9 protein-coding genes, 1 rRNA gene and 2 other annotated features are annotated in these 13,096 nt (G+C 49.4%); of the genes, 1 reads left to right on the forward strand and 9 read right to left on the reverse strand.

All coding sequences use genetic code 11. The annotated features are described in order from the left end of the window. Positions 1 to 64 precede the first annotated feature (64 nt). Positions 65 to 1,150, reverse strand: coding sequence for a PIN/TRAM domain-containing protein (locus BFJ94_RS16555; protein ID WP_120463645.1), 1,086 nt, complete (start codon positions 1,148 to 1,150; stop codon positions 65 to 67). Positions 1,151 to 1,380: 230 nt separating this feature from the next. Between BFJ94_RS16555 and BFJ94_RS16560 the strand changes: the two genes are divergently transcribed. After that, positions 1,381 to 1,776: a nucleoside triphosphate pyrophosphohydrolase family protein gene (locus BFJ94_RS16560; protein WP_120463646.1), complete on the forward strand. Its 396-nt coding sequence runs from the start codon at positions 1,381 to 1,383 to the stop codon at positions 1,774 to 1,776. A gap of 123 nt (positions 1,777 to 1,899) precedes the next feature. Here the strand turns inward: BFJ94_RS16560 and pssA are convergent, their stop codons facing one another. The 8 genes from pssA to rrf all read right to left on the reverse strand — a co-directional run bounded on the left by pssA (position 1,900) and on the right by rrf (position 11,584). Beyond that, the gene (pssA, locus tag BFJ94_RS16565) at positions 1,900 to 2,622 is read right to left on the reverse strand and encodes a CDP-diacylglycerol--serine O-phosphatidyltransferase (RefSeq protein WP_120463647.1); all 723 of its coding nucleotides are present in this window, start codon (positions 2,620 to 2,622) and stop codon (positions 1,900 to 1,902) included. A gap of 45 nt (positions 2,623 to 2,667) precedes the next feature. Then, positions 2,668 to 3,744 carry a DNA integrity scanning diadenylate cyclase DisA gene (disA, locus tag BFJ94_RS16570; protein ID WP_120463648.1) on the reverse strand — a complete coding sequence of 359 codons (1,077 nt, stop codon included), beginning with the start codon at positions 3,742 to 3,744 and terminating at the stop codon, positions 2,668 to 2,670. A 12-nt stretch (positions 3,745 to 3,756) separates the two neighbouring features. After that, positions 3,757 to 5,124 (reverse strand): DNA repair protein RadA, encoded by a 1,368-nt coding sequence (radA, locus tag BFJ94_RS16575; RefSeq protein ID WP_120463649.1) that lies wholly within the window; start codon positions 5,122 to 5,124, stop codon positions 3,757 to 3,759. Positions 5,125 to 5,382: 258 nt separating this feature from the next. Beyond that, positions 5,383 to 7,827, reverse strand: a complete 2,445-nt coding sequence (gene clpC, locus BFJ94_RS16580) for an ATP-dependent protease ATP-binding subunit ClpC (protein WP_120463650.1) — start codon at positions 7,825 to 7,827, stop codon at positions 5,383 to 5,385. Positions 7,828 to 7,917: 90 nt separating this feature from the next. Continuing rightward, complete coding sequence (gene mcsB / locus BFJ94_RS16585; RefSeq protein WP_120463651.1) at positions 7,918 to 8,982, reverse strand: protein-arginine kinase McsB; 1,065 nt, start codon at positions 8,980 to 8,982, stop codon at positions 7,918 to 7,920. Positions 8,983 to 8,994: 12 nt separating this feature from the next. Beyond that, the gene (mcsA, locus tag BFJ94_RS16590) at positions 8,995 to 9,519 is read right to left on the reverse strand and encodes a protein-arginine kinase activator protein McsA (RefSeq protein ID WP_120463652.1); all 525 of its coding nucleotides are present in this window, start codon (positions 9,517 to 9,519) and stop codon (positions 8,995 to 8,997) included. A 30-nt stretch (positions 9,520 to 9,549) separates the two neighbouring features. After that, positions 9,550 to 10,008 (reverse strand): CtsR family transcriptional regulator, encoded by a 459-nt coding sequence (locus tag BFJ94_RS16595; RefSeq protein ID WP_120463653.1) that lies wholly within the window; start codon positions 10,006 to 10,008, stop codon positions 9,550 to 9,552. Positions 10,009 to 11,467: 1,459 nt separating this feature from the next. Next, positions 11,468 to 11,584: ribosomal RNA gene (gene rrf, locus BFJ94_RS16600) — 5S ribosomal RNA — on the reverse strand. 152 nt (positions 11,585 to 11,736) lie between these two features. Beyond that, positions 11,737 to 12,597: a sequence feature (23S ribosomal RNA rRNA prediction is too short), on the reverse strand. A 9-nt stretch (positions 12,598 to 12,606) separates the two neighbouring features. After that, positions 12,607 to 12,957 (reverse strand) — a sequence feature (23S ribosomal RNA rRNA prediction is too short). Positions 12,958 to 13,096 lie beyond the last annotated feature (139 nt).

The raw sequence follows: 13,096 nt of genomic DNA on the forward strand, positions 1-13,096 counted from the left end.
TTATGCCCCTTAGCTCTCCAAGAGCTTACAGGGTATTCTCGCATTTATTCCCATCATACCGAATTTACTGGGCTTTTTCCAACAGTTTTGGCTTGGCAAAGATCATTCTTCCTGCTGATGTCTGCAGTACGCTGGTTACAAGCACCTCTGTAATGCTGCCGATAAAGTCCCGACCGCCCTCTACCACGATCATCGTCCCGTCATCCAGATAGGCCACACCCTGGCCGTGCTCCTTGCCGTCCTTGATGACCTGCACCATAATTTCCTCACCTGGCAGAACGACTGGTTTAACTGCATTGGCCAGATCATTAATGTTCAGCACCGATACGCCCTGCAGCTCACACACCTTATTCAGATTAAAATCATTGGTAACGACTTTCCCCTGCAAGACCTTCGCCAGCTTGACCAGCTTGCTGTCGACTTCCGAGATCTCTTCGAAATCTCCTTCATAGATCATCACCTTCACGTCAAGCTCCTTCTGAATCTTGTTCAGAATGTCGAGGCCCCGCCGACCGCGATTGCGCTTGAGCAAGTCCGAAGAATCCGCGATATGCTGGAGCTCTTCCAGCACGAATCTGGGAATGACGATCGTCCCTTCAATGAACCCGGTCTTGCAGATATCGGCGATACGCCCATCGATAATAACGCTGGTATCCAGTACTTTATGATGCTCAAATTTCTCTTCCTCCTGCACAGCGCCGCCCCATTGTCCGGATTTCCATAAGGAGGATAGTTCATCCTTCTTCTCCAGAGCAACATACAGTCCTATGTAGCCAAGCAGAATTGAGGTTGCCAATTGAGCGATAACCTCCAGCGAACCTAGCCAGGACAATACGGGATAGAGCAGTAAGGAAAGAAGAAGTCCTGCAGTTAATCCGAGTGCTCCGGCCGCCATCTTGTTCATCGGTATTTCCGTCAACTGGGAAATGAGTCGTTGAATTTGTGCAGATACTGTATTAGCGACAAGCGAATACATAAATAAAAAAAGACAAGCGCCAGCTGCGGCCAGAATAAACTGTCCGAGCATGTACGGCATTCCGGCAAACCAGGAACGAAGCGGTTCCGGGAATACTCCGGTTAGCCCTGTGGCTGTATATCCGAACCATGCTCCTGCAAGACCAGATAGAATCAATAAACTTTTCTTTAACATGTCCTTTCTTCACCTCCAGAAATTGTATGCCTACTTTATCCAGTATGATCCAATTTTTCACAGTGTAATCCTGAGAGGGAAGAACTTTTTTGCTATATATTCACCAGTTTCCTGGAGCTGTGTATGAAATCCATCGCCCCTCCATCCCGCCATTATGGGATTTCTGGTTGATAAGTGGGGAAAATGTGGCATATAATGGACTCAATTCATAATATTGAGGTGGATGGAAAATGAGCGCACCAAGCCTTCATTCTTTTCAAGACCAAGTTTCTGAGCTGTTGCTCCGTCACCGCAGTTTGCTGGATGTTATGTCCAAAATGGGACAAACTAATGCCGCAGCAATCCGCTCCGTGACCAAGGCGATTACGGAATGCGGCTGTATCGAGCTGCACGCCACCAAGCAGGATTTCGAACCAGGTATGGATTTAGAACAGGCCAAAGAGACCATTAGCAAGCATGTTCAAGGCGAACTCTGCGAGAATTGCCGGGATGTGATTACGAATGAGCTTGGCAGAAGTCTGTTCTACATGTCGGCATTGTGTAACTCACTTGGCATCGAAATGGATGAAATTGTGGAACGTGAATCGCAAAAATGCGCCACGCTGGGATTGTTCAACATGTCTTGAGCTGCTTCCGGCTGGGCGTATATCAGCATATGGGCATACCAAGAACAGCAAATGGCAACAAAAAAGGCATCATCTCCGCTTAATACGGAAGGATGAATGCCTTTTTGAATTCATACTATGACGCTATTTGGAACGATACACTTTATCGACTTCATCATCCTGTGATTTGCGACGAAGCAGTTTATCGATATTTTGCTTGAGCCCATAGCCTGCGTATAGAACGAGAGGAATAAAGACCAGCTTAGAAATTTGCTCCGGGAATAATACAGCAACTAAAATCGCAATAATAATGACAAATGGAGCATAGACGATTGCTTTCTTCGGAATACCTACCTTCTTGAAATTCGGATATTTGACCGAGCTGACCATCAGGTAAGATAACAGAAGCATAGTTACGATAAAATACGGGGCTTTGATATTGTTATGGAAAAGGGCCAATGTTGCTACAACGCCGCCTGCTGCCGGGATTGGCAATCCGATAAAATACCCCGGGATTCCAGCTTGTACATTAAACCGTGCAAGTCTGAGCGCACCGCACATCGGGAATATCGCCGTAACCGCCCAAGCCAGGCCAGGCTGAATATCCTGGAAGGAAATAATGTACATAATGAGTGCGGGAGCTACCCCAAAGGATATAACGTCGGATAAAGAGTCGAGTTCTTTGCCAAAATCACTCTGAGCATTCAGGGCTCTGGCAACACGCCCATCCAAACCATCCATCAGCATGGCAACGATAATCATGATGGAAGCCAGGCTATATCTACCCGACATCGCTAGCATAATAGCGATCATCCCCATGAACAGATTGCTCAGCGTAAAAAGGTTTGGAATTGATTTTGTAATCATCTCTTCACCTCAAATTAGTAATCCAATCGCTTTATCATAGATTAATTAGATTTGCCTGTCAATGAACACCTGTTCCTGGATCCGCTTAAGCCCTTCCTTAATGGCACGCGCTCTCGCTTCCCCAATGCCGTCGACCTCATCAAGCTCTTCAATGGTCGCCATTAGTATCTCCGGCAGTTCACGGAACCGTTCAACCAAATTATGAATAATGACATTAGGTAGACGAGGAATTTTATTCAATACGCGATATCCGCGAGGGGATACGATCTCTTCTGAGGTTGCCGCTGCCGAAGGATATCCTAGCAGGCGGGTAATATGAACATCGTCCAGCAATTCGTCATCACTGGATCGCTTGAGGCCGAGAATAATTTCCCGAAGCGCTTCGTCACTGTCATCCTTGGCATAATCCTTATAGAGCAGCCAAGCTTCTTCCTCCATATTGCTGACCAGTTCTTCCATCTGCATGCTGATGAGGCGGCCCTCAATCCCCAGCTCATTGATGAAACGCTTGATCTCCAGCTTGATGCGGATGACCATCTCTACTCGCTGCATAACGTTCACAACTTCAGGAATCGTGACTAATTCCTCAAATTCCGAAGCGGATAAGTTCGTCAGCGCCTGGTTAAGCACCGCTCTGTATTTCTCAAGTGTCTGGATCGCCTGGTTCGCCTTGGTCAGAATTTCACCGCTCTCTTTCAGCGCGTAACGTAGTCCCCCTTGGTACAGGGTAATAATATTGCGGCGCTGTGAGATAGATACGACGAGCTTACCGGTCTGCTTAGCGACCCGTTCAGCGGTTCTGTGCCGAATCCCTGTCTCGGAGGATGCAATCGAGGAATCGGGGATCAGCTGGGTATTGGCATACAGTATTCGCTTCAAATCCTCACTCAGAATAATGGCTCCATCCATCTTGGCCAGTTCATACAGATAGTTAGGAGAAAAATCGCAATTGATGGAGAATCCGCCTTCTACCACCTCCATCACCTCAGGGCTATAGCCGACGACGATTAAACCGCCGGTCTTCGCACGCAGCACATTTTCCAACCCATCCCGAAAGGAAGTACCCGGAGCCACGAGCTTCAGCAAATCATTCATTTTCTCTGCTTGAGTTGTTTCTTTCATTCATTGTGCCCCCTAATCTAATGCAACAGCAAGCGCATCTGCAACGGTATTTACACCGATTAATTCGATCTCTTTGGGTCCCTGCCAGCCCTTCAGGCTCTTCTCCGGCAGAATCACCCGTTTGAAGCCTAGCTTAGCAGCCTCCCTTACCCTCTGTTCGACTCGTGACACCGCTCTGACTTCCCCTGTAAGTCCCACTTCGCCGAATACAACATCATAAGGCTTCGTAGGCATATCCCGGAAGCTGGAAGCGATGCTGACGGCAATCGCCAGATCCACAGCAGGCTCATCAAGCTTCACTCCGCCGGCTAAATTCACATAAGCGTCCTGGTTCTGTAGAAACATGCCCATTCGCTTCTCCAGCACAGCTATAATCAGATTCATCCGATTATGATCCACTCCCGTAGCCATTCTACGCGGGGAAGGGAATAAAGTTGACGCAACCAGAGCCTGCAGCTCGACCAGCATCGGTCTGGTGCCTTCCATACTGGCAACGACCGTAGAGCCAGCAACACCAAGCGGCCGCTCCGAGAGGAATAATTCCGAAGGATTCAGAACCTCCTCCAGACCTGATTCATTCATTTCAAAGATACCTATCTCATTCGTGGAGCCGAAACGGTTCTTCACCGCACGCAGCAGTCGGTAGGAATGATGGCGTTCGCCCTCGAAATACAGCACGCAATCCACCATATGCTCCAGCATGCGCGGACCGGCGATGGCCCCTTCCTTCGTAACATGGCCGACCAGTACCGTCGCGATCCCCTGTCCTTTGGCAATCCGCATAAAGCGAGCCGTGCATTCCCGCACCTGTGAGACACTGCCGGGCGCACTCGTCACCTCAGGGATGTATACCGTCTGAATAGAGTCAATCACGAGAAAGTCCGGTTTCACTTCAGCGATCGCTTCTTCAATGCCATCTACACTGCTCTCGCACATCACATATAGATTCGCAGTCAGCGCCCCGAGCCTCTCCGCCCGCAGCTTCGTCTGCCGGACCGATTCCTCGCCTGAGATATAGAGTACCCTTCTTCCGGCATTCGCCATCTCATGGGAGGTCTGCAGGAGCAGCGTCGATTTGCCGATCCCCGGGTCTCCCCCAACCAGGACTAGCGATCCGGGGACAACCCCTCCGCCCAGCACCCGATTAAGCTCGCCGATCCCGGTAAGAATTCGCGGCTCTTGGCCACTCTCTATATTTATGATCGGAAGTGGCTTTTCTTTCGTATGAAATATCCCGGAGGAAATCCCCTGCGTCTTGACCACTTTTTCCGTTTCTTCCACCATTGAATTCCATGCCCCGCAGCCGGGACATTTCCCGTACCATTTCGGCGATTCATAGCCGCAATCGGTACAGAAGAACTTTGTCTTTACTTTGGCCATTAATCTCTCCTTCTTACTTCGCAATATTTAACAAACCTTGCAGGTTGCCCCACAAAGCCAACAATCAAAGTTTATCATTGTTATTGATTTGGCGTAAAGTTCTACTTGCAATATATATGTATGTATTTAAGCCTAATTTATAAAAATAGCAGCCCCCAAAGCGATGCTCTGCTCTGGAAGCTGCTTTTAATATGTTAATCGGCAATTTCGCTGCTCTAATGAAGAGAGTTTAGGTGAATAATTGGACAAAGTCCAAAATTAGACCAGTTTCACATAATCTCCCGTCTTTTTGACCGTTAATTCGCCATTCTCCTCATCAATGGTCAGGGAATCCCCCTTCTTCACCTTCCCGGTCAGTAGCTCTTCGGACAGACGGTCTTCGATATGCTTCTGGATCGCGCGACGCAATGGACGAGCGCCATAGGTCGGATCATAGCCTTCCTTAGCCAGGAATGCCTTCGCTTGATCCGTCAGCACGAAGTCAACGTCAAAATCATTAAGCCGCTTCCGCAGTTCCTCGGACATCAGCGTTACGATCTCTCCAATATGCTTCTCTTCGAGAGAATGGAACACGATAATCTCGTCGATCCGGTTCAGGAATTCAGGACGGAAGCTCTTCTTCAGTTCTTCCATCACCTTAGTTTTCATATTATCGTAATCCGCGCCTGCATCTGCTACCGCTGTGAAGCCCATTCTCGTATTGCGGCGGATCGCCTCAGCCCCGACGTTGGAGGTCAAGATGATCAAGGTGTTGCGGAAATCGACGACACGACCCTTGGAGTCCGTCAGACGCCCATCCTCAAGCACTTGCAACAGGATATTGAATACTTCCGGATGTGCCTTCTCGACTTCATCCAACAGTACGACCGAGTATGGCTTGCGGCGTACTTTTTCGGTCAACTGACCGCCTTCTTCGTAGCCGACATATCCTGGAGGCGCGCCGACCAGACGAGCGGTGGAATGCTTCTCCATATACTCCGACATATCGATGCGGATGACGGCATTCTCATCGCCGAACATCGCTTCGGCTAGAGCGCGGGCCAGTTCCGTCTTACCTACACCGGTCGGGCCGAGGAAGATGAAGGAGCCCATTGGGCGCTTCGGATCTTTCAGTCCGGCACGTGCACGGCGGATCGCCCGGCTGACGGCCTTCACGGCTTCATCCTGGCCGATAACGCGCTCATGCAGGATATTTTCCATATTCATAAGACGCTCTGTCTCTTCTTCCTTCAGCTTGTTCACAGGGATTCCTGTCCAGCTGGCGACGACCTCAGCGATATCCTCCGGAGTCACCTCGGAATCCATGCGGCCTTGCTTTTCCTTCCATTGATTCTTCGTGACATCCAGCTCTTCACGGATCTTCTGTTCGGTATCACGCAGGGCGGCTGCCTTCTCGAATTCCTGGCTCTGAACAGCGGCGTCCTTCTCCTTGCGGATATCCTCCAGACGGCTCTCCAGCTGCTTCAGGTTAGGCGGTACCGTATAAGTGCTGAGCCTTACCTTGGAGCCCGCCTCATCGATCAGGTCGATGGCTTTGTCTGGCAGGAAGCGATCCTGAATGTAACGGTCGGACAGCTTAACGGCTTGCTCGATAGCTTCATCCGTAATTTTCACACGGTGATGCGCTTCGTAACGGTCGCGAAGACCATGCAGGATCTGAATTGTCTCCTCGGCGGAAGGCTCATCTACCGTAATCGGTTGGAAACGGCGTTCCAGAGCGGCATCCTTCTCGATATATTTGCGATATTCATCCAGCGTCGTAGCCCCGATGCATTGCAGCTCACCGCGAGCCAGCGCCGGCTTCAGGATGTTGGAGGCGTCGATCGCGCCCTCTGCTCCGCCTGCGCCAATCAATGTATGCAGCTCATCGATGAACAGGATAATATTCCCAGCTTGGCGAATCTCATCCATGATCTTCTTCAGCCGATCCTCAAATTCGCCGCGATATTTCGTACCCGCGACGACGGAACCCATATCGAGGGTCATGACTCTTTTATCACGCAGGGTTTCAGGAATTTCGTTGTTCACAATCTTCTGAGCCAGGCCTTCTGCAACGGCCGTCTTACCGACCCCTGGTTCACCGATCAATACCGGATTATTCTTAGTCCGTCTGCTCAGCACCTGAATCACACGTTCAATTTCCTTGCTGCGTCCGATGACCGGATCGAGATTTCCCTCTTTGGCGGAAGCTGTCAAATCACGAGCCAGGCTATCCAGCGTCGGAGTGTTCACATTGACCGGTGTGCCATGATGGCTGGACACGGCCTCACTGCTGCCCAGCAGCTGCAGAACCTGTTGACGCGCCTTATTCAGACTGATCCCCAGATTGTTAAGCACCCTTGCCGCTACGCCCTCGCCTTCGCGAATTAATCCGAGCAGAATATGCTCTGTACCAACATAGGTATGACCCAGCTTGCGGGCTTCATCCATCGACAGCTCAATGACTTTCTTGGCACGCGGCGTATAAGCAATATTAATCGGCTGTTCCTGACCACGTCCAATCAAAGTTTCAACTTCATCTTGTATTTTCTCTAGTCCAAGACCAAGTCCGATAAGGGCTTTGGCTGCGATGCCTTCCCCTTCACGGATCAATCCCAGCAAAATATGCTCTGTACCAATATTGTTGTGACCCAGTCTGACCGCTTCATCCTGAGCGAGCGCCAGTACCTTCTGAGCACGTTCTGTAAATCTACCAAACATCATAGACCATTACACCTCCATATTAAATCTATCGCATCGTTTTTTGATCACGAAGTCATACTGAAAACTTATTCGACTACACAGTTTATTACTTTACTGCACATTATCCTCTAAATGCTCACGGATCACCTTAGCCCGGAAAATATCCCGTTCGCCAGGCGACATATTGCCGCCTTGCTTCTTCTGCAGGAAACCCGGCTGCGTCATCACGTTCAGTTCATTTAAGGCGTGGAGCGGTACTGTGATAAAGCCGAGGTCCACACCGAGACGAACATCAGACAAGCGCTGCGCGGCTTCCTTCGAATCGATCACTGCGGCATAGGATAATGTTCCATATGAACGCATTATACGATCCATAATACGGATTCGAGAATCAGAAAGCAATTTTTCCCTGGCTGCTTTTTCATGCTCAATAATTTGTACTACGACCCCGTATAAGTTGTCAATAATCTCGGATTCACTCTGCCCCAGTGTAATTTGATTCGAGATCTGGAACAAGTTGCCTACCGTCTCACTGCCTTCTCCATAAATTCCGCGCACAGCTAGACCAACCTGGGTAACCGCCGACAGAATTCGACCGATCTGATGGGTCAGGGCCAACGCTGGCAAGTGAATCATCACAGAGGCTCTTAGTCCCGTACCGACATTGGTCGGGCAGCTGGTCAAGTACCCCCGCTTGTCGTCAAAGGCATAATCGACATGATCCTCGAATATATCATCGACGGCGGATGCCTTATCCCATGCTTCCTTCACTTGCAACCCCGGATACAGACATTGGATTCTGAGATGATCCTCTTCATTCACCATGATGCTCAGACTTTCATCATCACTAATGAACGCAGCGCCGTTCCTTGATTCAGTGACCAGGCTCGGGCTAATCAGATGCTTCTCAACCAGAACCTGCTTGTCGAGATCATCCAAATCTGCAAGCTCGATCGGGTGAAGCTTCCCGAAGGGCTTCATTCGCTCATCATTCAAGACTTCCTCGAATTTATTCAGTACCTCTTCCGACTGCTGGTTCGTGGCCAGTATAGGAAAAGGGTATTCAACCAGGTTACGGGCAATCCGCACCCGGGTACTAATTACGATATTCGATTCATTTCCGTCCCGGTTCATCCAATCACTAAGCGGCTGCTCTGTAAATTGAAGATTTCCCATAGCGCTTCCTCCTTACTCTGCGGAAATGTTCTTCTCAAGTTCGCGGATTTGATCACGCAGCGCCGCTGCTTCTTCGAACTGTTCATGAAGAACCCGGTACTGCAGCTCTCGACGAAGATCATCCAGCTTACGCTTCATATGGATATGTCCGCCGACCCGTCTAGGTACCTTGCCGACATGTGTCGTATTACCATGGACTCTCCTTAAGAGAGGATCCAGACGCTCATTAAAGTATTTATAGCAGGAGCTGCATCCGAAGCGTCCGAGCTTGCTAAATTGGGAATAGGTCAAGCCGCATTTCTCACAGCGCAGATTCTCCGCTGATTTGACGCCTGCCGTCTGCCCCGAAGCCCCAGGGTTAAAATCAAGCAAACCGGATAACAGGTTATGAATAGAGAAGCCCCCGGCTGTTCCAGGAATCAATTCCCCTTTCTCGCGGGCACAGGCTTCACAAATATGAAATTCCGTCTTCTCTCCATTCACGATCTTGGTGAAGTGGAGTGTTGCAGGACGTTTACCGCATTCTTGACATTGCATTAAGAATCCCTCCCTAACTGGATAGACTCATCAACCTAACAAAGAGATCAACATCGCCTTCATCATTTGCGCCCGGATCTGATCCCGATACGGCAGCTTGACCATCAACACTTCTCGGGATATAGCCGCCTTCATTAGCGCTGCTTCTCGTCTGGTAAGAAAACGTGACTCCTCCAACTGGTAAATAAGCCCCTCTGCTGCAGTCTGCCCCATTTCGTTACCGATAGTATGCCGCAAGTGGGTATGCAGACTAGCCGGCCCTGGAAGCTCAACGCGCCGGATACGAATATACCCTCCGCCTCCGCGCTTACTCTCCACCAGATAGCCCTTCTCCAACGTAAAGCGCGTGCTAATCACATAGTTGATCTGCGACGGAACACATGAGAACTTGTCTGCCAGATCATTGCGCTGTATCTCTATAGTACCTTCCGGGCTTTCCTGTAAAATACTCTTAAGGTGCTTCTCGATAATGTCGGAAATATTACGCATCACCCATCCTCCATTGCTCGTTACTCCAACATACAGCTAATTTGGATACCCATATACCTATTATTAACCGTAGTGTTCGGTTTGAATATCAGAGGGTGCTTCCAATTTAATACCAGAGACTTGATACATTCATTCAAAATTGTCATTAGCCGTATGTTGACTTTGACTTTCTTTGACTTTGATTTTATTATAGCACATTTTTTAAATTTGCCAATGGGTTATGCGGGGCGGTGTGACGAAGATGTAAATGAGGGGATAAGACTCGCGGTATGCTTGGGGATTGAGAGCTAATTGACCATAAGTCCCGCTTGGCTACTCATCGTCCTTGGTCGGGCCCAGGTGGCTCCGTTGGTGTGATCGGAGTGAGGAGCGCATGTCTGCCTATTTGAGGGCTGTGAGGGTAGGATGTGGGTCTCTATGGGTCTCTGTGAGGTTCTGAAAGGGGCTGAGGGGATCTGGGCTTGAGTATGTAGAGGCATATCGTAAGGCGTATCTGAGGGGCGGAGGATGTTTAGAGGTGTAGAAGGCGCGGCGTAACTATCAGAGTGGCGTATTCCGTGGGGTAGTAGTGTAGTATAGTGGTCTGGTCTTAGCGCGAGTATGATGACTATTTAGTGCAATGCTTGCGGAGCAGTTCTAGCTTGAAGTGCAAAACTGCAAAAGTGCAGGCTTTTAAGCTTGAAACACTGACTTTTGACTAAATTCCTGCAAATATGCAGGCTTTTTCATCGTTTCCTGTCAAATCTAAGCCGAAGCACGAAAAAAACTGCATTTTCGCAGGATTTTACTAATTCAAGTAGAATATTGGCAAAATTCCTGCATATTTGTAGGCTTTTGAGACAGGCTTGCTGTGCAGCGAGCTCTAACGAAACGTGGTAACGCTATTCACGCCAAAATGGGGCTTTAACAATTATAACGAAACAGGGTAGCGTTATCTAGCCAAACCGTAGCTAAAAACCTGAATTTTGTTCAATTAGCGATATCGTGTTTCCTTAGATTCGAACTGCCCATGTTTTAGAGTAAATAGCGTTGTGCTGTTTCGTTAGATATGTTGGGGAACGAAGAATCGTTAGTGATTGCCTCCTTATGTCGCAAGTAGATAACTTGGAAAATGTGCATAAGATGTGGACTATTATTTGAAATCACAGTGATAATCAGAGATTAGACTTCTCTATTGTGGATTGTGGATAAGAAATTGAGGTAATGTGTAACTTTGCTTCATTTATGTGGATAGAAGTATATAATACTGATATATCAACTGAATATGTGTATAAGGCTGTGCATAGTTCATGCTAAAAGGGTATATTGTGCTATGTGGTCTGTGCATATCGAGAATATACAAAGGAAAATGTGAACAACTGTGTACAGTTTGAGGATAACCCAGAGGCAATCATAATTTCATCACTTATCCACAGGGGATAAAAAAACCACCACCGGATTATCGGCAGTGGTTCTTGTCGCTTGGCAGCTTCCTACTCTCCCAGGACCCTTCGGTCCAAGTACCATCGGCGCTAGAGGGCTTAACGGTCGTGTTCGGGATGGGTACGTGTGGAACCCCTCCGCTATCGCCACCAAACGTGATTTTTGCGCTGCTTCCACTCCGCAGGATTTCTCCCGCAAAATATCAGACCTCAGAAAGGACTTGCAGCTTAAAATCGGTCCAGATGTTTGATCACCTGAAAACTGGATACGAAACTACATTTGCATTTAGATATTTTGGATAAGCCCTCGACCGATTAGTACCTGTCAGCTCCATACATTGCTGCACTTCCACCTCAGGCCTATCAACCTCGTCGTCTTCAAGGGGTCTTACTAGTTGGGAAATCTCATCTTGAGGGGGGCTTCACGCTTAGATGCTTTCAGCGCTTATCCCTTCCGCACTTAGCTACCCAGCTATGCTCCTGGCGGAACAACTGGTGCACCAGCGGTGCGTCCATCCCGGTCCTCTCGTACTAAGGACAGCTCCTCTCAAATTTCCTACGCCCACGACAGATAGGGACCGAACTGTCTCACGACGTTCTGAACCCAGCTCGCGTACCGCTTTAATGGGCGAACAGCCCAACCCTTGGGACCTACTTCAGCCCCAGGATGCGATGAGCCGACATCGAGGTGCCAAACCTCCCCGTCGATGTGGACTCTTGGGGGAGATAAGCCTGTTATCCCCAGGGTAGCTTTTATCCGTTGAGCGATGGCCCTTCCATGCGGTACCACCGGATCACTAAGCCCGACTTTCGTCCCTGCTCGACTTGTCAGTCTCGCAGTCAAGCTCCCTTTTGCCTTTGCACTCTGCGAATGATTTCCAACCATTCTGAGGGAACCTTGGGGCGCCTCCGTTACTCTTTAGGAGGCGACCGCCCCAGTCAAACTGCCCGCCTGACACTGTCCCCGTACCGGGTCACGGTACTAGGTTAGAACTCCGACACGATCAGGGTGGTATCCCAACGGCGCCTCCACCGAAGCTGGCGCTCCGGCTTCCTAGGCTCCCACCTATCCTGTACAAATCGTATCAAAGTCCAATATCAAGCTGCAGTAAAGCTCCATGGGGTCTTTCCGTCTTGTCGCGGGTAACCTGCATCTTCACAGGTATTAAAATTTCACCGGATCTCTCGTTGAGACAGCGCCCAAGTCGTTACGCCATTCGTGCGGGTCAGAATTTACCTGACAAGGAATTTCGCTACCTTAGGACCGTTATAGTTACGGCCGCCGTTTACTGGGGCTTCGGTTCATAGCTTCGGGTTACCCCTAACCACTCCCCTTAACCTTCCAGCACCGGGCAGGCGTCAGCCCGTATACTTCGCCTTGCGGCTTCGCACAGACCTGTGTTTTTGCTAAACAGTCGCTTGGGCCTTTTCACTGCGGCCCCCTCGTGCTATTCACACTACCGGGGCACCCCTTCTCCCGAAGTTACGGGGTCATTTTGCCGAGTTCCTTAACGAGAGTTCTTCCGCGCGCCTTAGAATTCTCTTCTCGCCTACCTGTGTCGGTTTGCGGTACGGGCACCTTCACCTGGCTAGAGGCTTTTCTTGGCAGTGTGAGATCATGACCTTCGGTACTGTAAATTTTCCCTCCCCATCACAGCCCAGCCTTA

This window comes from Paenibacillus aceti (genome assembly GCF_003614185.1).
In the GTDB taxonomy this organism is placed as follows: Bacteria; Bacillota; Bacilli; order Paenibacillales; family Paenibacillaceae; genus Fontibacillus; species Fontibacillus aceti.